A 23156-nucleotide genomic window follows, 5' to 3' on the forward strand; every position below is an offset into this window, starting at 1 on the left:
GGCGTCACCTCGGGCGCGCGGTCCGCCCGCCCTGCCGCGGGCAGTTGGTGACCCGGCCGCGTGCGGGGGTGCCCGGTGCGCGGGGGTGCCGGGCCGGTGAGGTGGCCGGGTATCTAGGGTCGGGCCCATGACGAGGACCACACCGCCGCGGCCGCTGGACGTCGAGACGCTCTTCCCGGAACTCGCCGCCTACCGGGGCACCACCACCCGCCTGCATCCGCGGCCGGGAAGCCCCGATGTGACGGCCAGTTCCGTGGGCGGTCCGATGCTGTGGCCGGCGGACGAGCCATGGCCGGTGTGCCCCGAGGCCCACCCGCGCAAGGGCGGCAGGCGCCCCGCGGACATCCACCGCAGCCGGGAGATCCTGCACCGGGCGTGGGCCACCCCGCCGTACTCGGGCCCCACGGAAGAGGACCGCCGCCTCCTGACCGAACTGGGCCGCAGGCATCGCCTCCCCGGCGTCTCGGACACGGATCCGCTGCCGCTGATCGCCCTGGCCCAGCTGTATCGGCGGGACATTCCCGACCTGCCGCCCGGCCCGGACGGCAGCGACCTGCTCCAGGTGTTCTGCTGCCCGTTCGACGCACATGGCCCGACCCGCACCGGCATGCTGCTCCACCTGCGCTGGCGCAACTCGGCGGAGGTCGGCGAGGTCCTCGTCGCGCCGCCCCAGCCGGAGGTCGTCGGCTCCGATGGCTATGTGCCCGAGCCGTGCGTGCTCCACCCGGAGCAGGTGGTCACCTATCCCTTCGCCGGGCTCCTGCCCGAAGACCTGCGCGACAGGATCCATGCCCGGGAGGACGCGCTCGACGAAGCCTGGGAGGCGGCGTACGAGGAGGACGAGGACGCCGAAGAGGGAGGTGAGGGAATCGAGGGAATCGAGGAAGGCGGCGAGGAAGAGGAGGACGAGGTGATCCGCTATCAGTACGACCTGTCCATCCCGCCCGGATGGCGCGTCGGCGGCTTCGCGTCCTGGCACACCACCGACCCTTCGCCCATGCCCTGCCTCACCTGCGCCACCCCCATGCGACTGCTCCTGACCATCGACAGCTCCGAGTGGGACGGCGGCAGCGGAAGCTGGAAGCCGACGGAGGAGCACGGTCTGGCCCCGCACCCGTTCGCGACGCCCACCGAGGTCGTCGTGGGACGCGCTGGCGAGGCCAACGTCTTCGCGTGCCCCGCCGATCCCGGCCATCCGCACCGCTGGAGCACCCAGTAGGCGCCTGAGCGCTGACGGGTGGAGTGTGCCGGTCCGCGCGGTCCGGTACTTGCTTCGTCGCGATCTGCCGCACACACGAGACGCCGGTGAAAGACTGCACCGATGATCGATGATCTCCCTGATGGTCTGACGGCGCGGCACCCTGTCGAGGAAGACCACCCACAGGTACTGGCGGTCCTTGACGCGTGGTGGGGCGGGCTGAAGGGCCCGGCCGGGGCGTTGGAGCGTTCACTGCTGCTGCCCAGGCTGTACTTCCAGCACTTCACCACCACCAGTTTCGTGGTCGAACGCGCCGCGGGAGGAGCTGACGAGGTCGCGGCCTTCCTGGTCGGCTTCCTGTCGCAGAGCGAACCCGACGCCGCGTACGTGCACTTCGTCGGCGTCGACCCGCGGCTGCACGGGCAGGGCATCGGACGCTCCTTGTACCGGGCCTTCTTCGCTCTCGCCCGTGCGCAGGGGCGCCGGTACGTGCACTGCATCACCAGCCCGCAGAACAGCGCGTCCCAGGCCTTCCACGCGCGGCTCGGCTTCAGCGTGTCGACCGTGAAGCCGGACTACGACGGCCCGGGCCTGGACCGGGTGACCTTCACGCTCGACCTCGCGGCCGGAGGGGGTGTTGGCGGCAGGGTGTCCGGTGGTGGTTAATGGCAGTGAATGGCACAGGTGAGGCGTTTGCCGCCATGTGCGTCGGTGCGAAGGGCGGGAGTTGGCCGTGAATGCCGAGTCGTCGGGGCGGTTCGCCGGTCGGTGCGTGGTGGTCAGCGGGGGCGCGCACGGGATCGGTGCGGCGACGGCCCGGCGCCTCGCGGCCGAGGGGGCCGGGGTGGTGATCGCCGATGTGGACGCCGAGGGCGGCGAGCACACCGCGCGTTCCATCCGGGACGACGGCGGGCGCGCGGTCTTCGAGGCGTGTGATGTCTCGGAAGAGGAGTCCTGGGCGCGGGTGGTGGCGGCGGCCCGCGCCCGCTTCGGGCCGGTTTCCGGTCTGCTCAGCAACGCCTACACCGTGCGCGGCGGCGCGGCCGACGCGATCGAACCGGTGGACTGGAACCGGCAGTTGGCGGTCATGCTGACCGGCGCGTTCCTCGGCGTACGGGCCTGCCTCGACGATCTGCGTGCCACCCGGGGCGCGGTCGTGTTCGTCTCGTCCGTGCACGCCGTCATGGGGCTGCCCGGACGTCCCGCCTACGCGGCGGCGAAAGCGGGCCTGACCGGTCTGGCCCGCCAGCTTGCGGTGGAGTACGCCCCAGGAGTACGGGTCAACGCCCTGCTGCCGGGGCCCGTGCTGACCCGCGCCTGGGACACGATCGGCGCCCACGACCGGGAGCGCACCATCGAGCAGACCCCCGCGGGACGGCTGGGCCGCCCGGACGAGATCGCGGCGAGCGCGGCGTTCCTGCTGAGCGACGAGGCGTCCTTCGTCACCGGGGCCAGTCTCGTGGTGGACGGCGGCTGGAGCGTGTACAAGACCTCCGCCTGAGCCCAAGTCCGCCCCTCCGGGGCCCTTTCGATTCTCCGGACATCCATCGCGCCGTCGCTCAAGGAGGTTCACCCATGAAGATCAGCCGTATCGAGACGTTCGCCGTGCCGCCCCGCTGGCTCCTGTGCCGCGTGGAGACCGACGAGGGAGTGGTCGGCTGGGGCGAACCGGTGGTCGAGGGCCGCGCGGCCACGGTCCGCGCGGCCGTGGGCGAGCTGGCCGAACTGCTCGTCGGGAAGGACCCGTTCGGCATCGAGGACCACTGGCAGGTGATGACGAAGGGGTCGTTCTATCGCGGCGGCCCCGTCCTCTCCAGCGCGGTGGCCGGGCTCGACCAGGCGCTGTGGGACATCGCGGGCAAGCGGCTCGGCGTGCCGGCGCACGTGCTGCTCGGCGGCCCCGTCCGCGAGCGGGTGCGTGCCTACAGCTGGGTGGGCGGCGACAGCCCCGCTCACATCACCGAGCAGGTGACGGCCCAGGTCGAGGCGGGCTTCACCGCGGTGAAGATGAACGCGAGCGGCCGCATGAACCGGCTGGCCACCGTCGCCGACATCGACGAGATCGTCAGCCGTGCCGCCGCGGCCCGCGAAGTCCTGGGCCCCGGACGGGACTTCGCGCTCGACTTCCACGGCCGCTTCCACGCCGCGAACGCCCGCCGGCTGCTGCCCCACCTGGCCCCGCTCGCGCCCATGTTCGTCGAGGAACCGCTCCTGCCGGAGTACGGTCACCTGCTGCCCGCCCTGGTCGCCTCCTCACCCGTGCCCATCGCCACCGGCGAGCGCCTGTACTCGCGCCAGGACGTGCTGCCCGCCCTGCAAGCGGGCGTCGCGGTCCTGCAGCCCGACCTGTCCCATGCGGGCGGCATCTCCGAGGTCCGCCGCATCGCCTCGCTCGCCGAGACCTTCGACACCCTCGTCGCCCCGCACTGCCCGCTGGGTCCCGTCGCGCTGGCCGCCAGCCTCCAGATCGCCGTCAGCGTGCCCAACTTCCTCATCCAGGAACAGTCGATCGGCATCCACTACAACACCGGTGCCGACGTGCTGTCCTACCTCGCCGATACCGAGGTGTTCCGCTTCCACCAGGGGCATTTCCTGCGCCCGGCGGGCCCGGGCCTTGGCATCGAGATCGACGAGGCCGCGGTGCGTGCGGCCGACGACAGCGAGGCCGACTGGCACAACCCGGTGTGGCGGCACGAGGACGGCTCGTTCGCCGAGTGGTGACGGGGCGGAGCCACCGCCGGTGTGCACAGACGCAGAGGGCGCTCGTTCACCAAGGGCTTCATGACGAGCGTGCCGCCCCATCCGTCAGGCGGCGTCTTGTTCGCCCCGCCACTCGTGCGCGAGCAGTGACCAGATCTCCATGTCGTGGCGGACGCCCTGGTACAGCGACTGCTCGCGCAGCGTGCCGTCCAGGTGCATCCCCATGCGCTGGGCCACGGCGCGGCTGCGGGTGTTCCCGGCGCTGTTCCACCACTCCACGCGGTGCATGCCGCGCTCGCCGAACGCGTACGCGATCAAGTGCCGAACGGAAGCGCTGATCAGGCCGTGCCCCTCTCCCGCCGGCTCGGCCCACACGCCGATCTCGCAGTTGCCGGTCTTGGCGTCGAACTGCACGAACATCACGCCGCCGATCAGGACGCCGTCCCGCCAGATCCCGTAGATCCGTCCGGCGTCGGCGGCCTGCTTGTCCGCGTAGCTCTGCAAGGTGGCGCGGGCCGACTCCAGGTCGGTGGAGCGCGAGGCCCAGGGGATCCACGGATCGGTGTTGCCGCGGGCCCGGTCGATGTGGGCCAGGAACTCGGCGTCCTGCCAGGGCTCCAGGGTGCGGAGCTCGGCGTTCTCGGTCAGCTGTATGGCGTACATGGCTGGTCCTATGCGGGTGTCCGGCTGGGCGCGGGCGGGTGCCGGGGCGGCGCGCACCAGGTACGTAACGAACGTTGGGTATGTACTCTAGCCGGTATGACGCCGCCCGCCCGTACCGATCATGACGCCCGCAGGACCGAGGTCTCCCAAGCGGTCTGGCGGGTGCTGGCGGCCCACGGCTTCGGCGGGCTCACCCTGCGTGCGGTCGCCGCGGAGATGGGGGCCACCACCGGGCTGCTCACGCACTACTTCCCCAGCAAGCGGGCGCTCCTCAAACACGCCCTGGAGGTGCTCGACCGGCGCTCGGCCGACCGCCCGCGCCCGGCGGCGGAGCGGGCCGGGGAGGCGTCCGGCCTGGTGATGCTGCGGGCGACGCTGCTCGACATCCTGCCGCTGGACGCCGAGAGCGCCGCGAGCAACCGCATCTGGGTCGCCTCCTGGGACGTGGCGCTCGCCGATCCGGAGCTGGCCCGCGAGCACGCCGAGCGCTACCGCCGGGCGCGCGAGCGGATGGCCGGGCACATCGCGCGCGCGAAGCAGCTGGGCGAGTTGCCGCCGGAAGCGGGGACCGAGGACACCGCCGCCGCGGCCCAGAGCTTCGTCCTCGGCCTGGTCGTCCAGGCGCTCTTCGCGCCTCAGGAGTTCCCCGCGGAGCGGCAGATCGCGATGGTCGACGCGTACGTGGCGGGGATGACCGCCGGGCGGCCCGAAGCACCCGCGGCAGACGCAGCCGGCACCTCCAGGTAGAACCCCCGGCAGACGCAGCCGAGGGCTTCGGTCTCGCTGAGGAGCCGGGCTGATCACCGAGGGCGCGCGCAGCTCGCCGCGCTGGTCACCCGACAACCGGGCGGCCCAATGGGCCGTGTTCTCAAGGACCTTGACGGCGTCGGACACCTCAGACGCTCCCGTCCTGTGACAGTAGAGCGGGGGTGTCTTTCCGGGCGGCGGCGGGGGCATGGGTTCGACCCGCCGCGCCCGGTCTCAGTAGCGGGCCCGCTCTCCGGGGCCGCACGGGCGGCACGGGCAGCTCGGCGCACAGGCCCACAGGTCGATGAACTCCGTGTGCTCACCCTGCCCCTGCGCGACGGTGCCGAGGAGGCGGTCGGCGTACAGCCGCGTCCCGCACAGGGCACAGGCCCAGCCGCGAAGCTGGTCGCCGCTGAGCCGTGCCAGGTCGGGCAGGGTCCCGGTCGTCACGACGTCCGCCCCCGCGCCGATGCGGTTACGGCGACGACCTCCTCGGGCCGTGCCGCGCGGACGTACTCGGGGCTGGCCTCCCACTCCAGACCACCCTGCGGCGGGCGCAGGTGCACGCGCGATCCGTAGTGCCCCATGACCCTTCCGAGGCGCTGCCTGCTGGTGTCGACGGCCAGAGCGCCCACGCCCAAGTCGTCGACCACACCTTTCGCGGCGCTCCGAGGCGCCGTTCCCTCAGTAACTCGTTGCTGGTTATGGTCCGTCACGTCGACCTGTCTCCTCAGGTTGGCCGCGCCCCCGGACCGTTCGCCCGGTCGCGGGGGTCTGTCTCGTTCGATGCTTCGATGGCTGCGAACCGGGGAGAAGTTGACGGGCGTTGACTAACCTGAAGAGTCAACGGTCAACGCTTCTTACGGAGTCCGATGATGACCGAGTTCGCCGCCCGCGCCCGCGCAGCTCTCGCGGACAAGGGCGTCTCGATACGCGGTGCTGCTCGCGCGCTCAACTACAACCCGTCGTACGTCTCTCGCGTGCTGAACGGGAAGCAGCTGCCGAGCCCGAAGTTGGCTCAAGGTCTTGATCAGCTCGTTGGCGCCGACGGCGTGCTAGTGGCTCTGGCCAGCTGTGATGCCCGGCCGGAGGGCGTCCCGAGCGACGCGTCATGGGACGTGGGCCCCGGATCAGACGACGACCTGGAGGCCCTCGAACTTGCGCGACGCGTCGAAGCGTCCGACGTCGGCCCCGAGACCCTCGACCGCCTGGAAGAGGCCTTCGACGGTCTGGCCGTGGCCTACCAGACCCATCGGCCGTCTGCTCTCCTGCGTGACGTACGACGGCACTCCGCGTACGTGACGAAGCTCCTGGACGAACGCAAGACGCTCGGCGAACACCGCCGTCTGCTCGTGATCGGCGGATGGCTGTCGCTGCTCGGGGCAACCCTCCACGTCGATCTCAAGGAGGGCGGCGCAGCCACGGCCAGACTCCGTACAGCGACGCTCCTCGCCGAGCACGCCGGGCACGCCGAGATCCGGGCCTGGGTCTACGAGACGAAGGCGTGGACCGCCCTCACCGCAGGCGACTACCCGCGAGCCGTGCAGTTGTCCCAAGCCGCCCAGAGCATCGCTCCTCGCGGTGGTTCCGTCACGGTCCAGGCCACGGCGCAGGAGGGGCGAGCGCGGGCACGGCTCGGAGAGAGAGCTGAGGCGTACAGCGCCATAGACCGCGTGCAGCACCTCGCCTCAACCATGGTCATGAGAGCACGGCCGGAACATCACTACCAATACGACCCGGACAAGGCGACGTCGTACACGGCGACCACGTTGGCGTGGATCGGTGACCCCGCCGCCGAGGCACCAGCCCGCGAGGTGATCGGACACCTGGCTCCCGGTGTCGCTCCGAGCACATGGCCGCGCCGTGTCGTCACGGCCCATCTCGACCTTGCGCTGACGCTGCTCTCCCTCAACCGACTGGACGAAGCGACGGACGCGGCCCTGAAAGCGATCTCATCCGGGCGCCTCCTGCCCGCGAATCACTGGCGAGTCTTGGAGATCGTCCGGGCGGTCGAGGCGCGCAGGCTCCCCGAGGCACCGGAACTGCGCGAGTCGTACGAGCAACTGCGCCCTTAGCTGCGACACAGAACGCCTAGCCGGGACCCCAGCGAGGAAGTGCGCCAGCGTGCGGCCAACGACCCGCGCCTGAGCGTTGCGTCGGCGATACGGCTGCTCGACGACCCGCGGGATTCCGTGCGCCACGCCGCCGCCAGGCATCCGCGGTTGCCCGCGCGGGTGCTGGTCCGGCTCCTGGGGGACAGGGGCACCGCGCAGGAGGCGGCCCGGCATCCGGCGCTGCCCGTCGGCGTCATCCGGCAGATGATCGCCCGCCTCCGGGGGTGAGTGGGCCGCATCAGTGGCCCGGCGCGGGGGAGCGGTGGGCCGCGATGCCTGTCCGGGTCGGGGCGATCTCCGGGTGCAGGACGAGTGCGTCGTCGTAGTCGCCGCCGTGTTCGTGGCGGTAGGGGAGTGGCTCGGTGTCCGGCAGTGTGCGCAGCCGCTCGCGCAGTGCGGCCGCGCGTTCGCCGTAGCCGGCGGCGTCCAGACGGTCGGCTCCGTAGACCACGTACGGGGGGAGTGGCTGCATGCCCGTGTACCAGAAAGTGCCGTGCAGGACGGGGAAGAGCACCTCGTCCAGCTGGCCGTGGACACCGCGCGGGCCGAAGCCCGACTCCCGCGCGCCGACCGAGGTGATGACCATCGCGCGCTTGCCCGCGAGGCCGCCGTCCCCGTAGCGCAAGGTCCGCCCCGCGGCGTCCTGGAGTCCGAAGGCGAAGCCCTGGACGAGCACCCGGTCGAACCAGCCCTTGAGGATGGCGGGCGGTGCGAACCACCACAGCGGAAACTGGAACACCAGCGCGTCGGCCCAGGCGATCTTGTCCTGCTCGGCGGTGATGTCGTCCGTCAGCTCGGCCGAGCTGTAGGCGCGTTCCTGTTCCGCGCCCACCAGCAGACGGTCGGCGCCGATGGTCTCGCGGTGGAAGTCACCGGCGTCGACCACCGGTTTCCAGTTCATCGCGTAGAGGTCGGACTCGCGGACCTCGTGGCCGAGGGCGCGCAACTCGTGGATTCCCTCGTCGCGCAGGGAGCCGTTGAGGGACTGCGGTTCGGGGTGTGCGAATACCCAAAGAATCTTCATGCCTTCGAGCCTGCGCCGCGCCGCTCTCCGCGACGAGTGGCCAGATGGCCAGGCAGTGCAAGGATCTGGCCATCGGTTTCCGGCTCGATTCATCGGCCACCGGTTCTGGGCTGGGGCTGGGGCTGGGGCAGGGAGGTCAGGGGGTCAGGGTGAGCGTGCAGTCCCGTCGGGCCGCCGGGCTGAGCAGGGGGCCGAGCCGGGTGAACAGGTTCAGCAGGGCGGCGCCGTGTCGGGCTCGGAAGGCCTCGTCGATGCGTGCGATGTCGAGTTCGTTGGCCGCGGTGAGCTCGGCGAAGTCTTCCCGCCGGCGGCGGGTGGGGGTGAAGGTGTGGCCGGTGAACCTGTCCCGGAAGCGCGGGGACCGGTCGGTCAGTGCGCGGTAGGTGGTGCTCCGGTCGCAGCTCGCGTAGAGGTACACGAGCGATTCGGCTTCGGTGCCGATGACGGCGGTGGCCCGCGCCCGTCCGGCCAGTGGCAGCAGGACCGGGGCGAAGCCGTCGGTGCCGTACAGCGCGTGGCACAGCCCGGCCAGTTGCAGGACCGGCCGCGCGTGCCAGTGGGCGAGTTGGCGGCGTACGCGTTCCAGGTGGGCCAGGAGGGTGCCGCCGGGGTGATCGAGGGTTTCCGCGCCGAGGTCGCGCAGGAGTTGCCGGGCGGCATGCGCGGCATGCGCGGCGGGCGTGACGGGCGTGGCGTCGGCGGGCGTGGCGGGCGCGGGCTCGTCGGTCATACCGGCTGCTCCCTTTCGGTGGGCGGCCGCTCGGATGGCCCCCGGTCCAGGCCGCGTTGACGGTGGCGGCGGGCGAGCGCGCCCGTCCCCCGGGGCTCGTGGTGAGCGTCCCGCCCGCCCGGCATCCAGGTCAATCCTCGGGTTTCCTTGCAGCCATCCAAGGGCCCGCTTGGGGCGCCCGCCCCGCTCCTCAGTGGCCGCCCGCCCGCATGCTCGCGCCATCGGAGCGGTGTCCGTCGCCTGAGGGTGGGCTCGCTGCGGCCACACGGGGGAGCCCGCAGCGAGCCTGCGCCGTGCCGGCCCCGGCAGCCGTTACCGAGAGATCATGACCTACGACCCACTCGACGAGATGTTCCGGCGGATCGATCTGACGCAGGCCATGGAAGAGCGCTTCGGCACCAGCCGGGACTGGCCGCTGCGCCTGCGTGCCGCGCATGCCCAGCTGGAGCAGTTGCGCAGGCTGCTGGGCGACGCCCACTACGAGACGTTCACGCAGAGCGCCGTGGAGGCGGTGCGGCGACGTGCCGAGAGCCAGGGCCCCCGGGACCTGCACGGCCAGTACCTCGGCCGCGAACTCCACGAGCGGGAACAGATCCTCGGCGAGGACGCCGCGCACGTGGCCTGGGGCATCGCCTGGGGACTCACCGTGCTGCTGGACGACGCCTTGTACGAGCAGGTCATCGACACCGCCGCGGCGGCGTGCCGGACGGCCGCCCTGGCCGAGGCGGGTGCCTGAGCGGACCGGCTCGCGTCGGGGGCCCGCTCGCAGCGCGGAGGGAGGGAGCACTCGGGGTGAGTGCTCCCTCCCTCCGTCGTCGGCCGCCCTCGTTCAGGGCGTCCCGCGGGGCGTCAGTGCCGCGGGCCCTGCTTCCGGTCGCGCCAGGCCTCGCCCTTCGCGCCGCGCTCGCCCTTGGCGTCGTCGAACTCGATCTGCTCCTTGCGCACGGTGTCCGAGACCTCCTGGGTCTCGGTGACCTTCTCGGTCTCCAGGCGGACCCGCTCGACCGGGACGGACTCCTTGCTGACCACGGCCTTCTCGGCGTGCAGGGTGACCTCGGTCTGCTCCTCGCCGATCTTGGCGCGGGTGCCGTCACCCTCGCGGATCGGCTCGCGCACGACGCGAACCTCCTCGTGGGAGATGGGGACGGAGGTCTTCACGGTCTCGGTGACGACCACCTTGCGCAGTCGGGCCTGCCCGACCTCGTGCTCTTCCGTCCCGACACGAAGCCGCTCCTCCGAGCGGATCATCTCGTCCTGCTTGCCGTCGTCCGCCGCGCCGGAGCGCGTCGCGAACTCACGTGCGCCCGCATTGCGCCCCTCGGCGCCCATGCCCATGCCGGCGCCCGCTCCGGCTCCGGCCATGCCCGCGGCGCCGGCGGTGTCACGGCCGCCGGCCGCCGGGGCGGAACGCGGCGTGCCGGTGGGCCGGGCCAGCCCGTAGTGGGCGTAGAGGTCCTGCTCCTGGCCCGGTTCGAGGTGCTGGTCGGCGTCCACGCGCGGGGCGTCCTTGACCGCCTCCTTCGTGGCCGTCACGTGCAGCTCGTCCTGCTGGCGGCGGGCTCCCGCGAGCGGCACGAAGCTCTGCTTCATGCCGAACAGACCGGTCTTGACGGTCACCCACTCGGGACGCCCACTTCGGTCGTCGAGATACACCTGCTCGACGCTGCCGATCTTCTCGCCGGTCCGGTCGTAGGCCGTAAGGCCCGCGAGCCCGTCGGCACTGGTGAAGGCCTCGCCCTGAGTCATGGGTGATCACTCCCTCGGGGCGCGCGACGGGCAGAATCAAATCTCGCCACGGACGTCGCACGCGTCCTCTCCATCCGGCGCCGGATGGGTGGCCGCCGCAACCAGGAGAGTCACGGAGCGTGCGCGGACGGCGAGGACGAGGTCCTTCGGCGGGTTGTTTGCGGCGATCGGGGCGATTTGGCCCGCCGCTTCACCTATTAGCCCGTACGGGTGAACGGCCTGAGGCCCCGCAGCCACCGAACCAGCCCGAGGCCCCGCGGCCACCGAACCAGTCGCGAGGACCCGCGGTGACCGAACGCGCCCGAGGGTCAGGGCAGCGCCGCCCGCACCAGGACCTGCTCCGTCTCGGACGGGAAGAAGCCGGTGATCCCTTGCATCAGGCGCAGCGCCGTGTTCACGCGCCGGGGCAGGGGGCGCGGCAGACCTGTGGGAGCGAGGGCCGCCACGCAGGGGCGGGTGCGCGCCTGGTCCAGTTCGTGCTGGGCGCGCTGGTCCTCGCCGTTGCGGATGTGGACGAGCGCGCGCCGGACGCTGCCGGATGTCTCTTCCGAGACGTTCAGGAGCGCGGTGATCCCGGACGCGGCGGGGTCGGCGGCCGGCCGGGTCAAGGTCGACGTCGCTGTGGTTGCCGTGGTCGCTGTGGTCGGGGTGACCGATGTGGTTGCGGCCGTGGCGCCGGCGAGCGTGCACTCGCGGGCGGCAAGACGGAGATGGGTGCTTGCCTGGTCCAGGATTTTGACGATCGCGCACAACCGTCCCGTGTCGAACGAGGCCATGGGATGACTCCTCATCGATACCGCGTGGGCGAACACGCGCACGAGTAGTTTGTCCTCCAGACGTATCACCGGTGCGCACGGCGCCCGAACCTCCGCAGGGGGAGCGCACACGGTGCGCAGGGAAGAACGGGCGCGGGCGCGCCGCCCGGGACGTCCGCCCGGGGGCGCACGCCAGAACTCAGGATTCGGGCTCGGCGGCGGCGAGGGCTCCGGGGGCGGTGGCGACGGCGCCAGGGGCGGTGGCGCGAGCCATCTCCACCGTGAACTGCGCCCCGGCGAGCAGCGCCAGATTCGACACCCAGAGCCACACCAGGAAGACGACCACCCCGGCCAGGGAGCCGTAGAGCTTGCCGTAGGTGCCGAACCCCGTCGCGTACAAGGTGAACAGGCCCGAGGACAGCAGCCAGAGCAGGGCGGCGAGCAGGCCGCCCGACAGGCTGCGGCGCCAGCCGCGCTCCGAGGGCGGCGCGTTGCGGAAGAGCACCACGACGAGCAGGACCACCAGGCAGACCAGGGCGGGCCACTTCATGACGTTCCATACGGTCTGTCCCGCGTCGCCGACCCCGATGCGCCGTCCGACGCTCTGCACGAGGGAGCCGCTCAGGACCAGCAGAAGGGCGCTGGTGGCCAGCAGCGCGAGCAGCGCCAGGGCGGTCATCAGCACGCGGTGCGCCTTGCGCCACACCGGCCGGGTGTCCTTGACGCCGTGCATGGCGTGCAGCGCGCGCCGGAAGACGGCCGCGTAACTGGAGGCGGACCACAGTGCGCTGACCCCGCCGGCGATCACCACCGTCACCGCGGCGGAGCGCGCGTCGGCCATCTCGGTGAGCACGTCGTGCAGGGCGCTGCCCGATTGTGCGGGCGCCCAGTCGGTGACCTCGGCGATCAGCGCCTGCGTGGTGTCGGGGCTGACGAGGCTGATGAGGCTGACCGTGACCAGGAGCGCCGGCAGCAGGGCGAGGATCGCGTAGTACGTCAGTGCCGCGGCCCAGTCCGACACGTCGTCGTTCCACATCGCCACCGGGGTGCGGCGCAGCGCGGCGCCGCGCCGCGCCCACGCGGCGCGGTTCCCCGACCGTACGGCGGGGGCGCACAGCGCACCCGTCCCGTCCGTCACGCGGGCGGCAGTCGCACGCGCGGGCGTCGCGGAACTGTCCATGGGCTACTCCTCGTTGTCTTTTCCGCCTGCGGCGCTCGCGCACCGCCGTCCCCGTTCGACTCCTTGGACTCCGGTGGCCCGGGTCCGTTACGCGGAGGCGAGCGGAATGTCATCTTCCACTGCGTTGCACCGGTCCTCCGCAGCCGCCCCCGGTGCCGGGGCCGCCCTCGCGCTGTCTCTCCTCGACGTGCGTCTTCCCCGTCCGAGGGGATGAAGGCGGCCGGAGGGCTTCTCACTTCCGGCGGTCGCTTCCGTCCACGCGTCCAAGCCGGCGGTCACCGGCTCCGGTGTTCCCCGTGGCGCGATCATGACCGCCACCCTGTCACAGGGCCTGAGCAGGGACGGGAGCCCGACATCCGCCCGCACAAGCCGTTCCCGTTGCCATTCGGTGACATTGCGGACAGGGCTGTGACGGGGCGTTGGGCAACGTCGATGGGGTGTCGCAGGTCGTATGGGGTGTGAGGGTCGGGCAGGCCGGCCTTCCGACAACGGGGAGCCAGATGATGACGAGTGTTCGCTTGAACCGAGGACTGTGCGCGCTGGGCGCGGCCGTGGCCGTGGCGGGTGTGGTGGCCGGTACGAGCCCGGCGGCCGCCGCCGGTTCGCCCCGGTTCCTCGCCCCGGCCGACCTGCCGCCGCACGCCTCGTCGGCGTGGACCGCGGGCCCGGTGACCTCCGGGCAGCCCGACCCGCTGCCGATGTGCGTGGGGGAGGCGCTGCCTTCGACCTCCGTGCACCGCGCCTACTTCACGGAGTACGACACGAGCGCCCTTCAGGTGACGGTGGTCGAGCGCAGCGAGCAGCGCGCCAAGGACTTCGCGGCCCTGCTGCGCAAGAACCTCGACGACTGCTCGAAAAAGGTGATGGAGGAGTACCCCGATGTCACCGCCACCCAGAAGTACTACGGGAAGCTGAACGTCGAGGAGGGCGCGCACGTCTACGGCGTCCACACCGAGGCCACGACGGGGTCCTCCGACATCAACATGTTCTCGGTCGGCCGGGACGGCACCACCGTGACGCTCGTCAAGTGGGGCCAGATGGGCAACTTCGCCCACGCACAGGTGGCCGACTTCAAGGCCACGACCGTCAAGGCGGTCAACAAGCTGTACTGAGCCCGATTCCACCGGTGCCGCCCGTCAGTCCGGCCGACGGGCGGCACCGGTGCGTAACGGACCTGCCGCGGAAGGGGGTTGAGGCCGCGGTGGCGGGCGTCGCCGGGGGCGCGGCCCGCGCGCCTTTCGTCCCGCTCGGGACCCCCTACTTCCAGCCAGACTAAGGTTAGGCTAACCTGCGTGCCGTGAGATCAGGTGAACGCGCAGGTAGCGCCACACGTCCGCGCGGTCACGAACTGTCCGCCGAGCACATGACCGTGTCGTACGACGGCGTCGACGTCGTCCACGACGCCGCCATCCAGCTCAGGCCCGGCGAAGTGACCGCCCTCGTCGGACCCAACGGGAGCGGCAAGTCGACGCTGCTGCGGTCCGTCGCCCGTCTGCAAGGCGCCCGGCACGGCACGCTGACCCTCGACTCCGGAACGGCCGAGGCCGCCGACGGCTTCGACCTCACCGCCCGCCAGTTCGCCCGGCGCGTCGCGCTCCTGACCCAAGGACGCCCCACACCCGGTGGTCTGACCGTCCGTGACGTCGTCGAGTTCGGCCGCTATCCCTACCGGGGACGCTGGGGCCAGGCGGACGCCGGGGGCGCCGCCGTGGTGGAGCGCGTGCTCGCCATGACCGGGGTCGACGGCTTCGCCGACCGCGCCGTCGACCAGCTCTCCGGCGGACAGCTCCAGCGGGTGTGGCTCGCCAGCTGCCTCGCCCAGGAGACCGGCGTACTCCTCCTCGACGAGCCGACCACCTACCTCGACCTGCGCTACCAGATCGAACTCCTCGACCTGATGCGTGACCTCGCGGACGACGGCGGCATCGCCGTCGGCGTCGTCCTGCACGACCTCGACCAGGCGGCCGCCGTCGCCGACCGGATCGCCCTCCTCGACGCCGGGCGCATCGTCGCCGACGGCGCGCCCGAGGACGTCCTGCTGCCGGAGCGCCTCTCCGACACCTACGGCATCCGCATCGAGGTCGACACAGACCCCCTCACCGGCCGGCTGCGCACCCGCGCGATAGGCCGCCACCACAGCAGAAGCGAAAGGCTCCACACCTCCTCATGAGACGCCCCCTCATCGCCGCGACGGCCGCCACCGCCGTGGCCCTCATCCTGGCCGGCTGCGGTTCCTCCGAGCCCGCGAAGACCAGTGCGGACAAGAAGTCCGAGCCGATCACCCTCACCGACGCCGGCGGCAAGACGGTGAAGCTGGACGGCCCGGCCAAGAAGGTCGTCGGCACCGAGTGGAACGTCGTGGAGTCCCTGGTGACCCTCGGCGTGGACCCGGTCGGCGTCGCCGACGTCAAGGGCTACAAGGCGTGGGACTCGGCCGTTCCGCTGAAGAACGACCCCAAGGACATCGGCACCCGCGGTGAGCCGAGCATGGACACCCTCGCCGGCCTCACCCCCGACCTCATCGTCACCACGACCGACATGTCGGCCTCCGCGGTGAAGCAGATGAAGAAGGTCGGCACCGTCCTCCAGGTCAAGGCCGCCAGCGGCGCCGACCAGGTGGGCCAGATGTTCGACACGCTCGACACCATCGCCAAGGCCACCGGCACGACCAGCGAGGCCAAGAAGGCCAAGGAGTCGTACGAGGCCAAGGTCGCCGAGGGCAAGAAGGCGCTGAAGGAGGCCAAGCTCGACGGCTCGAAGATCGCCTTCGCCGACGGCTACGCCGCCTCCAACCAGGTCTCCGTGCGCGGCTACACCAGCACCTCGCTGCTCGGCGCCGTCAACGAGGACCTCGGCCTCAAGAACGCCTGGAAGATCAAGGGCGACAAGGACTACGGTCTGGCCACCACCGACGTCGAGGGCCTCACCGCGCTCGGCGACGACGTGCGGTTCGTCTACATCGGCAACAAGGGCGACGGCAGCTCCGACGTCTTCACCGACGAGCTCGCCGACAACTCCGTGTGGAAGTCGCTGCCGTTCGTCAAGGACGACGAGGTCCACCGCCTGCCCGACGGCATCTGGATGTTCGGCGGCCCCCAGGCGATGGAGGCGTACATCGACGCCCTCGTCGACACCCTGAAGAAGTAGCGCCGTGGCCGTCACCGCAACGCCCTCAGCCACGCCCGAGCGCGCGGTCGCGTCCCCCTCGGGCGCGGCCGCGGTGACGGCCGGTCTCGTTCTCCTGGTCGCCGTACTCGCCGTCGTCGACATCACGCAAGGCACCGCGTCCGTCGGCCCGAGCCAGGTGTGGCGGGCCCTCACCGGCCAGGCCGAGCAGGGCGACTCCTCCGTCGTCATCGCCTCGCGCCTGCCCCGCATGGCCGCCGGGATACTCGTCGGCGTCGCGCTCGGCGCGGCCGGCGCCGCCCTCCAGGCGGTCAGCCGCAACGTGCTCGCCGCCCCGGACACCCTCGCGGTCAACGCCGGCTCCTACCTCGCGCTGACCCTCCTGGTCGCCAGCGGTGCCACGGCGCCGCTGTTCGCCTCGTCGGGAGTGGCGTTCCTCGGCGGCCTCGGCGCCGCCGCCGTCGTCCTCGCGCTCGCCGGACGCGGCGGCGGCACCGTCCGCCTCGTCCTCGCCGGCAGCGCGCTGGCCCTGGGGCTCAACGCCATCACCGAGGCGCTGCTCCTGCTGTTCCCCGAACAGACCCAGGGCATGTACCAGTGGGGCCAGGGCAGCATCAGCCAGAACGGCTTCGACGGAGTCGCCGACATGGCACCCGTCATCCTGGCCGCGCTGGCCGGCCTGGTCCTCATCGCCCGCCGGATCGACGCCTTGGCCCTCGGCGACGACGCCGCACGCGGCCTGGGCATCCCGGTGCGCGGCACACGCGTCACGGCCGTCGTCCTCGCCTCGCTGCTCTCGGCGGGTTCGGTGACGCTGGCCGGGCCGATCGCCTTCGTGGGCCTGTGCGCGCCGGCCCTGGTGCGGCCGATCGCCGGCCGCGTGCGCGGCCTTCTGCGCCACCGCCTGCGCATCCCCGTCGCCGGACTCGTGGGCGCCGCCCTGGTGCTGGGGTCCGACGTGCTCCTGCGCGCCGTGACGTCCTCCCAGGTCGCGGTCACCGTGCCCACGGGCGTCATCACCAGCGTCGTCGGCGCCGTGTTCCTCGTCGTCATGGCGATGCGCACCCGCGACGGCGCCGGTGCCGCCGCGCCGGACCGGCTGCGCATCCCCAGCCGCACCGTCTACCTGGTCACCGTGGTGCTCCTCGTGGGCACGCTGGTCGGCGTCACGATCGCCGCGGTGCTCGTCGGCGACAGCACGTTCCTGCTCGGCGACGTGGCCAACTGGATCCGCGGTCAGTCGGGCCAGGCCATCACCTTCGTCCTCGACACCCGCGTCCCCCGGGTGGGCGCCGCGCTCCTGGCGGGCGCCGCGCTCGCGCTGTCCGGCACGCTCGTGCAGTCGGTGACCCGCAATCCGCTCGCGGAACCCGGTGTCCTCGGTGTCTCCGGCGGCGCCGCGCTCGGCGCGATCCTCCTGGTCACCACCGCACCGGGCGCGGGCACATGGAGCATCGCGGGAGCGGCGTTCGCCGGCGCCGCGGTCAGCTCCGTGGTCGTCTTCGGACTCGCGGCGAAGGGCGGCTTCCAGAACACCCGGCTGGTCCTGGTCGGCATCGGCGTGGCCTCGGGAACGACGGCGCTCATCAGCCTGCTGATCGTCCTCACCGACCGGTTCAGCGCGACCAAGGCGCTGATCTGGCTCTCGGGTTCCACCTACGGGCGCAGCGGCACCGACATCCTGCCGGTCGCGGTCGTGCTCGTGGCCGGGACGATCGTGGCCCTGGCCCGCCGCAAGGAACTCGACCTGGTGTCGCTGGACGAGGACACCCCGCGCCTCCTGGGCCTGGACCTGGCCCGCGGACGCCTGGGCTTCCTCGTGGTGAGCGTGCTGCTCAGCGCCACCGCGGTGGCCGCGGCCGGCACCATCGGGTTCGTGGGGCTCGTGGCCCCGCACGCGGCACGCGCGCTGGTGGGCCGACGCCATGTGCGGGTCGTGCCGGTGGCGATGATGCTGGGCGCGTCCCTGGTCTGCCTCGCGGACCTGCTGGGACGCACCGTGATCGCCCCCGCCCAGCTGGGCGCGGGCCTCATGACGGCGGTCGTCGGCACGCCCTACTTCGTCTACCTGCTGGTCCGCAGCCGCCGCTAGAGGAAGTCGTCCGCCCCCGGATCGACGAGATCCGGGGGCCGGCGCCCACCTGTCGACGTCCACCTGTCGGCGTCCACCTTCCGGCGCCGGACCGCCCCACCAGCAAAGCGGCCCCGCCGCGACGGGGGGACGCGGCGGGACCAATGGATCGGGTGCCCCGGCACACGCCGGTCATGCATCCGACTTTCAGCCCACCTCGTTGAAGCGCACGATCTCCTCGATCGTCTTCTGCAGTTGCAGCTCGTCCGGGTCGGAGACGATCGCGTGCCCCACCTTCCCGTACGGCCCCAGAGGCGTGTCGGGCGACGAGGAGTACGCGATGTCGTCGAAGCGGAAGCGCCGTTCGAAGTCCTCCCGCGTCAGATGCCCGCCGGCCGGTCTGCGCAGCAGGAGGTATCCGTGCAGGCGCTCGGGCGTGCTGTTCCGCAAGGGCTGTGAGACGTCTTCCCCGAGGGCGAGGCTGATCTCGGCGTCGAAGAGGTCCACGCCGAAGGTCAGTTGGTTGATCTGCGGGGACAGCGCGCCGGGAAGGCGGATGGCGCATTCGCCGAAGGTCAGCCCCGCCTCCGCCACGAAGGCTTCCAGATGGAACACGCAGTCGGGTGCGCCGAGCGTGCCGAGCACGTGGCCGGCGAGGGTCTCCATCTCGTCGAACAGTTCCGGATGGCGCCTTCTGTCCAGCAAGTGCGCGGCCAGCACGCCGCCTTGTGCGGCGCTGAGGGGCGAGAGGTGATAGCGGGTCATCGACGACCAACGCAGCGCGCCGTTCTGCCAGATGCCGTCCAGATACACCTCCGGCGCGTCGACGAAGGACTCGGCGACGACCTCGACGTCCGAACGCCCGGAGAACACCTCCAGTGCTCGGGCGTACTCCTCCGCGGAGCGGACGATGTTCGTGCGCAGGGAGCCGGCTCCGGTGGCCGGCTTGACGACGAAGACCTCTCCCAGCTCGTCGGCGAGCTCCGCGAAGCTGGTGCCCAGGGACGCGTAGCGGCAGCGGGCGCGCCTGACCTGGGGCGGCAGCCGGCTCTTCTGGAGGAACTTGTCCCGGAAGTAGAGCGCGGACCGTGAGTCGGTGTTCCCGGGCAGTCCGAGTGTCCGGCGCAGGTAGGTCGCCCCGAACACGCCCATTTCGTGGACGGTGAGCACACCCGCCATGTCGTCGATGCGTGCGGCGAGCACCGCCCGCAGTATCTCCTGGGCGTTCTCCATGTCGGCGACGTGCGTGCACGCGCGGTCCGAGGGCGGGGCGGACGGTGCCTGTACGAGGTAGTGGGGGCTGATGCCCCGGCGTTGCAGTGCCTGGTCGAGATCCGGTCTGTATCCCAAGACCACCATGGTCGGCATGTGTCGTCTCCATGAGTGACGGCGTGAGGTGCGTCGAATGTGCCGGGGCAGTGCGCTGTGATCGAGCTCAACTCGGCCGCATCGTTTCATGGTTGGCCGGATCTCCTCATGGCCGGATCTCCGCATGGCCGGATCTTCGCGGGTCCCGATCTTCCCGTGGCCGGTTCTGCCCGAGGCCGGGACCGTGGCGGTGGAGGAGCTCGGCAACCGCCGTCAGCGTGACGCGCCCCGGAGCGCCACCGCGGGGATCACCGCGAGGGCCAAGGCGCCCGCGGCCACCGCCAGGAGCGGATAGCCGCCGCCCGCCACGACCAGGCCCGAGGCCATGCCGCCCGTCGCGCCCGCCAAGGACATGCCCACGTCGGCCAAGCCCTGCACCGAGGCACGGCTTTCGGCGGGGGCGGCATCCGTGAGCAAGGCCGTTCCGCTGACCAGCGCCAGGTTCCAGCCCACCCCGAGCAGGACCAGCGCACAGGCCAGGAGCGGTACTCCGCCCGGTGGGGCGAGCCCGGCCAGCACGCCCGCGCCCAGCAGCACCGCTCCGGAGCCCGCCGCCACGGGCAGCGGGCCGATGCGGTCGGCGAGCATGCCGCTCAGCGGCGAGGGCAGGAACATCGCGCCCACGTGCAGGGCGATGACGAACCCCGCGGCCTGCGTGCTGTGGCCGTGCCCGGTCATGTGCAGGGGCGTCATCGTCATCACGGCGATCATCACCAGCTGGGCGGTGATCATGACGGTGGCGCCGGTGACGACCCCGGGCGCGAAGCGCTCGGGCGCCCGGGGCGTCGTCGAGGCGGCCACGGCTTCCGGCGTCGGCTTGTCCAGGGCCTCGTACGGCTGCTGGACGCGTGCCAGGAACAGCGGATCGGGGCGCAGCCACACCAGCAGCACCAGGGCCGCGGCCGTGTAGGCGACCGCCGCGAGCACGAAGGGGCCCGCCAGGCGCGGGATGCCCCAGGCGTGCGCGAGTTCCCCGGTCGGGCCGACGAGGTTGGGGCCCGCCACCGCGCCCAGCGTCGTGGCCAGCAGTACCGTGCCGGTGGCGCGTCCCCGCCGGGCGGGCGGGGCGAGGTCGGCGCCCGCGTACCGGGCGAGGAGTCCGGTGGCCGTGCCCGCCCCGTACACGACCAGCGACACCAGCAGCAGGCCCGCCCACTGACCCGCGGCCGCCGCCACGACTCCGGCGCTGCCGAGGGCGGCGATGCCATGGCCGAGCGCCAGGCCGGGGCGCCGCCCCAGGCGCTGCGAGATCCGCCCGATGAGCGCGGCTCCCAGGGCCGCGCCCGCGGTGAACAGGGCCGTCGGCAGCCCGGCCAGGCCCGTGGAGCCGAGCAGGTCCTCGGCGAGCAGGGCGCCGACCGTGATGCCCGCCGCCATGCCCGCCCCGCCGAGCGCCTGCGAGAGGACGAGCACGGTCAGGACGCGCCGCAGCACGCGGGGCGAGGCACCCGCTCCGGGCCGGGTCGCGGTGGTGGTCACGCCGTCACCGGGCGGACGCGGTGGCCTGTTCGCCGACGTCGAGATCGGCGATCTGGGCCAGGGACATGTCCAGTTCGTCGTGCAGGAACCGTACGACCGTCCAGTGGGGCAGGGCGTCCTCGTCGAACGGCCCGAAGGCGGCGGTGTAGAGGGGGATCCACCGCAGGGCCTCCTCGGCGGCCGTCTCGCGCCCCGGGGCCGCCTGGTAGGCCTCGTACGAGATGCTGCGGTGGTGGATGAAGTGGCCGCCGGGCAGCCGCTGTTCGCACAACTGGCGGTACTCGCGGGTCTGGAGGATGAGGTAGTGCCAGATCTCGTCGATGTCCTGCTCGACGGGGAGGAAGAGGCCGCCGAGCCGGTCGGGGTGGCGCGAGACCAGGTAGAGGTAGCGCAGACACTCGCGGACCTGGTGGGTGACGACGGAGGCGGCCGGAGCGCCGGGCTTCGCCGTGAAGTGGGCGACCACCTCGTCGTGCAGGGCGCTGCCGAGCAGCTCGTGGGCGGTGGATGCGGCAGGTGGGTGCATGGCGTTGTCCTGTCGGCGCTGCGGGCGGATTCAGGCAGGGGCTCGGGTGGAGGCGAGCGGGACGCGCGGAGGCGCAAGAAGGGACGCGTCAAGGCGTCGGGTGGAACGCGTCCGGGCGTCGGGCGGGACGTGTGAAGCGTCAGGCGGGGTCGGCCGTGGCCAGCCAGGCGTACTTGCCCGAGCGTCCGATCGGTACGTGGGAGCGGTGCTCGACGTGGCAGGAGCGGCCCGTCAGGACACCGACCGACGCCGCCAGTTCGCTCTCTTCGTCGGGCGACAGCGGGACGCCGTCGAACGTCGTGCACCACAGGCGGCACTCGCCCTCGCCCGTCAGCCGCAGCTGGTGCAGGAAGACCCGGGAGCCGACGGCGGCGATGCGGGCGTCCAGGTCGGCCTGGGCGACGGGGCCGCCGGGGGTGGGCAGCAGTTCCTTCTCGCGGCCGCAGAAGGAGGCGATCTGCCGGGGGTCGGTGCTGCCGTCGCGGGTGCGCACGCAGTCCCCCGAGCGATAGCGCACGAGCGGCATGTAGGGATTGCGGATGCTGGTGACGATGAGGCTGTGGATGCCGCTGCCCGGCTCCACGGGGATCAACTCCACGCTCATGTCGTGCAGATAGGGCTGGTAGCGACCCTCGGCGTCGCTGTAGAAGAGATAGCCCAGTTCCGTGCTGCCGAACAGGTCGACCACCGGGCAGTCGAAGTGGGCGCGCAGAAAGGCGCGGACGTTCAGCGGCGTGTACTCGTAGGCGTGCACGATGCCGGCCGGGCGCGGGAAGGCGTCCCACAGGTCCCACTCGGTGACTTTGCGGACCAGATGCGCCAGGTGGTAGCCCGAGCAGTCCAGGAGGTACGAGCCGTCGGGGTGCGCCGCGCTGACCTCGCGGATCTCGGCGAGCATCCGCTCGACGTCCGGGCGCTCCCAACGGGCGGGGTCCAGATGCTGGTTGAGGTACAGGGTGCGGTCGTCGAGCCATCGCTCGCCCGGAGTGGCGCCCGGCTTGCGGGTGTTGACGCGTGCCACGTGCTCGGTGGCCAGGACGGTGGTCAGTGAGATCCGCCGGGCGCCGGCGTGCCAGAGGGCGCCGAGGTCGGGGTGTTCGCTCCACAGGCGGTAGTAGGAGCGGAGCAGGAAGTACGGCGGCCGGATGATCTGCATGCGGGCGTGGTTGGTGCCGGTGGAGAGCACGAACTCTGCCTCGCCCGTCTCCAGGGCCCGGGCCAGCTCGGGAGTCATCCAGTTGTCGGGGAAGCCCCGGGCGATGTCCGGCTTCTCCAGGACGGGGAAGTCGCCGCGCTCGGCACAGGCGCGGTAGAGGGGGATGTCGCGTACGCGGTCCAGGACGTCGGCGCTGGGCTGGGGGTTCAAGGCGGCTCCGGTGCGTGCAGGCGGGGGTGGGGGAGCGGGGCGGGGCCGCCGCCGCTGCCGCGCGGGGTGCGGCGGCGGCCCCGCGACCTCAGCGGGTCAGGAGATACAGCCGGTCTTGCCGGTGGCGCTGATGCAGCCGCTCTTGGGTGCCGTGCTGATGCAGCCGTCCTTCGAGCCCTGTCCGGTGCCCGCCTGGGCCGAGTTGGTGGCGACCCACTTCTGCCACACGGACTCCTCGGTCATGCGCTTGATGAGCTGCTCCATGGTGAAACCTCCAGGGATGGTTGTCATGCGGCAATAAATGGTGGCTCGATGGGGTTTCTTGGCTTTCGCCCCATCCCCCTTGAACGTAAAGAGATGGTC

25 protein-coding genes are annotated in these 23156 nt (G+C 72.0%); 12 read left to right on the forward strand and 13 right to left on the reverse strand.

The features are described 5' to 3' along the window. Nucleotides 1-127 precede the first annotated feature (127 nt). From QBL25_RS38480 to dgoD, 4 genes are all read left to right on the forward strand, one after another. Nucleotides 128-1219, forward strand: a complete 1092-nt coding sequence (locus QBL25_RS38480; protein ID WP_409061588.1) for a hypothetical protein — start codon at nt 128-130, stop codon at nt 1217-1219. A 102-nt stretch (nt 1220-1321) separates the two neighbouring features. Beyond that, nucleotides 1322-1864 carry a GNAT family N-acetyltransferase gene (locus QBL25_RS38485; RefSeq protein ID WP_409061589.1) on the forward strand — a complete coding sequence of 181 codons (543 nt, stop codon included), beginning with the start codon at nt 1322-1324 and terminating at the stop codon, nt 1862-1864. Nucleotides 1865-1931: 67 nt separating this feature from the next. Next, a complete protein-coding gene (locus tag QBL25_RS38490) occupies nt 1932-2699 on the forward strand; it encodes an SDR family NAD(P)-dependent oxidoreductase (protein WP_409061590.1) in 768 nt (255 codons plus the stop codon). Nucleotides 2700-2773: 74 nt separating this feature from the next. Beyond that, entirely contained in the window at nt 2774-3919 is a 1146-nt protein-coding gene (gene dgoD / locus QBL25_RS38495) for a galactonate dehydratase (protein WP_409061591.1), read from the forward strand. 84 nt (nt 3920-4003) lie between these two features. Here dgoD and QBL25_RS38500 read toward each other — a convergent pair whose 3' ends face one another. Continuing rightward, nucleotides 4004-4561: a GNAT family N-acetyltransferase gene (locus tag QBL25_RS38500; RefSeq protein ID WP_409061592.1), complete on the reverse strand. Its 558-nt coding sequence runs from the start codon at nt 4559-4561 to the stop codon at nt 4004-4006. A gap of 96 nt (nt 4562-4657) precedes the next feature. Between QBL25_RS38500 and QBL25_RS38505 the strand changes: the two genes are divergently transcribed. Beyond that, nucleotides 4658-5308 carry a TetR/AcrR family transcriptional regulator gene (locus tag QBL25_RS38505; RefSeq protein WP_409061593.1) on the forward strand — a complete coding sequence of 217 codons (651 nt, stop codon included), beginning with the start codon at nt 4658-4660 and terminating at the stop codon, nt 5306-5308. 234 nt (nt 5309-5542) lie between these two features. Here the strand turns inward: QBL25_RS38505 and QBL25_RS38510 are convergent, their stop codons facing one another. Both QBL25_RS38510 and QBL25_RS38515 read right to left on the reverse strand, forming a co-directional pair. Then, nucleotides 5543-5758, reverse strand: coding sequence for a hypothetical protein (locus tag QBL25_RS38510; RefSeq protein WP_409061594.1), 216 nt, complete (start codon nt 5756-5758; stop codon nt 5543-5545). Continuing rightward, nucleotides 5755-5961 carry a hypothetical protein gene (locus QBL25_RS38515; protein ID WP_409061595.1) on the reverse strand — a complete coding sequence of 69 codons (207 nt, stop codon included), beginning with the start codon at nt 5959-5961 and terminating at the stop codon, nt 5755-5757. Before QBL25_RS38515 ends, QBL25_RS38510 begins: the two co-directional genes overlap by 4 nt. Before the next feature lie 222 nt (nt 5962-6183). Here QBL25_RS38515 and QBL25_RS38520 point away from each other — a divergent pair, with 222 nt between their 5' ends. After that, a complete protein-coding gene (locus tag QBL25_RS38520) occupies nt 6184-7383 on the forward strand; it encodes a helix-turn-helix domain-containing protein (protein WP_409061596.1) in 1200 nt (399 codons plus the stop codon). 39 nt (nt 7384-7422) lie between these two features. After that, entirely contained in the window at nt 7423-7650 is a 228-nt protein-coding gene (locus QBL25_RS38525; RefSeq protein ID WP_409061597.1) for a hypothetical protein, read from the forward strand. A gap of 10 nt (nt 7651-7660) precedes the next feature. Here QBL25_RS38525 and QBL25_RS38530 read toward each other — a convergent pair whose 3' ends face one another. Both QBL25_RS38530 and QBL25_RS38535 read right to left on the reverse strand, forming a co-directional pair. Continuing rightward, nucleotides 7661-8446 carry an NAD(P)H-dependent oxidoreductase gene (locus QBL25_RS38530; RefSeq protein ID WP_409061598.1) on the reverse strand — a complete coding sequence of 262 codons (786 nt, stop codon included), beginning with the start codon at nt 8444-8446 and terminating at the stop codon, nt 7661-7663. Between the two features lie 136 nt (nt 8447-8582). Beyond that, nucleotides 8583-9176, reverse strand: a complete 594-nt coding sequence (locus tag QBL25_RS38535) for a DUF6817 domain-containing protein (RefSeq protein ID WP_409061599.1) — start codon at nt 9174-9176, stop codon at nt 8583-8585. 325 nt (nt 9177-9501) lie between these two features. Here QBL25_RS38535 and QBL25_RS38540 point away from each other — a divergent pair, with 325 nt between their 5' ends. Next, entirely contained in the window at nt 9502-9912 is a 411-nt protein-coding gene (locus QBL25_RS38540; protein ID WP_409061600.1) for a hypothetical protein, read from the forward strand. A gap of 113 nt (nt 9913-10025) precedes the next feature. Here the strand turns inward: QBL25_RS38540 and QBL25_RS38545 are convergent, their stop codons facing one another. The 3 genes from QBL25_RS38545 to QBL25_RS38555 form a co-directional block, all read right to left on the reverse strand. Continuing rightward, the gene (locus QBL25_RS38545; protein WP_409061601.1) at nt 10026-10922 is read right to left on the reverse strand and encodes a DUF2382 domain-containing protein; all 897 of its coding nucleotides are present in this window, start codon (nt 10920-10922) and stop codon (nt 10026-10028) included. Nucleotides 10923-11230: 308 nt separating this feature from the next. After that, a complete protein-coding gene (locus tag QBL25_RS38550; RefSeq protein WP_409061602.1) occupies nt 11231-11698 on the reverse strand; it encodes a hypothetical protein in 468 nt (155 codons plus the stop codon). Between the two features lie 178 nt (nt 11699-11876). After that, nucleotides 11877-12857, reverse strand: a complete 981-nt coding sequence (locus QBL25_RS38555) for a YihY/virulence factor BrkB family protein (RefSeq protein ID WP_409061603.1) — start codon at nt 12855-12857, stop codon at nt 11877-11879. A gap of 500 nt (nt 12858-13357) precedes the next feature. Here QBL25_RS38555 and QBL25_RS38560 point away from each other — a divergent pair, with 500 nt between their 5' ends. From QBL25_RS38560 to QBL25_RS38575, 4 genes are all read left to right on the forward strand, one after another. Next, a complete protein-coding gene (locus tag QBL25_RS38560; protein WP_409061604.1) occupies nt 13358-13969 on the forward strand; it encodes a hypothetical protein in 612 nt (203 codons plus the stop codon). A gap of 251 nt (nt 13970-14220) precedes the next feature. Further along, the gene (locus QBL25_RS38565; RefSeq protein ID WP_409062931.1) at nt 14221-15027 is read left to right on the forward strand and encodes an ABC transporter ATP-binding protein; all 807 of its coding nucleotides are present in this window, start codon (nt 14221-14223) and stop codon (nt 15025-15027) included. After that, nucleotides 15024-16004, forward strand: a complete 981-nt coding sequence (locus tag QBL25_RS38570; protein WP_409061605.1) for an ABC transporter substrate-binding protein — start codon at nt 15024-15026, stop codon at nt 16002-16004. Before QBL25_RS38565 ends, QBL25_RS38570 begins: the two co-directional genes overlap by 4 nt. A gap of 4 nt (nt 16005-16008) precedes the next feature. Next, complete coding sequence (locus QBL25_RS38575; RefSeq protein WP_409061606.1) at nt 16009-18075, forward strand: iron ABC transporter permease; 2067 nt, start codon at nt 16009-16011, stop codon at nt 18073-18075. 186 nt (nt 18076-18261) lie between these two features. Here the strand turns inward: QBL25_RS38575 and QBL25_RS38580 are convergent, their stop codons facing one another. From QBL25_RS38580 to QBL25_RS38600, 5 genes are all read right to left on the reverse strand, one after another. Continuing rightward, nucleotides 18262-19422, reverse strand: coding sequence for an acetyl-CoA carboxylase biotin carboxylase subunit family protein (locus QBL25_RS38580; protein WP_409061607.1), 1161 nt, complete (start codon nt 19420-19422; stop codon nt 18262-18264). 213 nt (nt 19423-19635) lie between these two features. After that, entirely contained in the window at nt 19636-20901 is a 1266-nt protein-coding gene (locus QBL25_RS38585; protein WP_409061608.1) for an MFS transporter, read from the reverse strand. 4 nt (nt 20902-20905) lie between these two features. Beyond that, the gene (locus tag QBL25_RS38590; protein WP_409061609.1) at nt 20906-21427 is read right to left on the reverse strand and encodes a hypothetical protein; all 522 of its coding nucleotides are present in this window, start codon (nt 21425-21427) and stop codon (nt 20906-20908) included. A gap of 139 nt (nt 21428-21566) precedes the next feature. Beyond that, nucleotides 21567-22793: a hypothetical protein gene (locus QBL25_RS38595; protein WP_409061610.1), complete on the reverse strand. Its 1227-nt coding sequence runs from the start codon at nt 22791-22793 to the stop codon at nt 21567-21569. A 96-nt stretch (nt 22794-22889) separates the two neighbouring features. Continuing rightward, a complete protein-coding gene (locus QBL25_RS38600; protein ID WP_409061611.1) occupies nt 22890-23084 on the reverse strand; it encodes a hypothetical protein in 195 nt (64 codons plus the stop codon). Nucleotides 23085-23156: the final 72 nt, after the last annotated feature.

It is taken from the genome of Streptomyces sp. SYP-A7185, assembly GCF_046103685.1.
Taxonomy (GTDB): Bacteria; Actinomycetota; Actinomycetes; order Streptomycetales; family Streptomycetaceae; genus Streptomyces.

Coding starts and splice junctions, on each gene's coding strand:
- QBL25_RS38480 (WP_409061588.1), top strand. CDS start 128: ATGACGAGGACCACACCGCCGCGGCCGCTGGACGTCGAGACGCTCTTC.
- QBL25_RS38485 (WP_409061589.1), top strand. CDS start 1,322: ATGATCGATGATCTCCCTGATGGTCTGACGGCGCGGCACCCTGTCGAG.
- dgoD (WP_409061591.1), top strand. CDS start 2,774: ATGAAGATCAGCCGTATCGAGACGTTCGCCGTGCCGCCCCGCTGGCTC.
- QBL25_RS38500 (WP_409061592.1), bottom strand. CDS start 4,561: ATGTACGCCATACAGCTGACCGAGAACGCCGAGCTCCGCACCCTGGAG.
- QBL25_RS38505 (WP_409061593.1), top strand. CDS start 4,658: ATGACGCCGCCCGCCCGTACCGATCATGACGCCCGCAGGACCGAGGTC.
- QBL25_RS38520 (WP_409061596.1), top strand. CDS start 6,184: ATGACCGAGTTCGCCGCCCGCGCCCGCGCAGCTCTCGCGGACAAGGGC.
- QBL25_RS38530 (WP_409061598.1), bottom strand. CDS start 8,446: ATGAAGATTCTTTGGGTATTCGCACACCCCGAACCGCAGTCCCTCAAC.
- QBL25_RS38535 (WP_409061599.1), bottom strand. CDS start 9,176: ATGACCGACGAGCCCGCGCCCGCCACGCCCGCCGACGCCACGCCCGTC.
- QBL25_RS38540 (WP_409061600.1), top strand. CDS start 9,502: ATGACCTACGACCCACTCGACGAGATGTTCCGGCGGATCGATCTGACG.
- QBL25_RS38545 (WP_409061601.1), bottom strand. CDS start 10,922: ATGACTCAGGGCGAGGCCTTCACCAGTGCCGACGGGCTCGCGGGCCTT.
- QBL25_RS38550 (WP_409061602.1), bottom strand. CDS start 11,698: ATGGCCTCGTTCGACACGGGACGGTTGTGCGCGATCGTCAAAATCCTG.
- QBL25_RS38555 (WP_409061603.1), bottom strand. CDS start 12,857: ATGGACAGTTCCGCGACGCCCGCGCGTGCGACTGCCGCCCGCGTGACG.
- QBL25_RS38560 (WP_409061604.1), top strand. CDS start 13,358: ATGATGACGAGTGTTCGCTTGAACCGAGGACTGTGCGCGCTGGGCGCG.
- QBL25_RS38565 (WP_409062931.1), top strand. CDS start 14,221: ATGACCGTGTCGTACGACGGCGTCGACGTCGTCCACGACGCCGCCATC.
- QBL25_RS38570 (WP_409061605.1), top strand. CDS start 15,024: ATGAGACGCCCCCTCATCGCCGCGACGGCCGCCACCGCCGTGGCCCTC.
- QBL25_RS38580 (WP_409061607.1), bottom strand. CDS start 19,422: ATGCCGACCATGGTGGTCTTGGGATACAGACCGGATCTCGACCAGGCA.
- QBL25_RS38590 (WP_409061609.1), bottom strand. CDS start 21,427: ATGCACCCACCTGCCGCATCCACCGCCCACGAGCTGCTCGGCAGCGCC.
- QBL25_RS38600 (WP_409061611.1), bottom strand. CDS start 23,084: ATGACAACCATCCCTGGAGGTTTCACCATGGAGCAGCTCATCAAGCGC.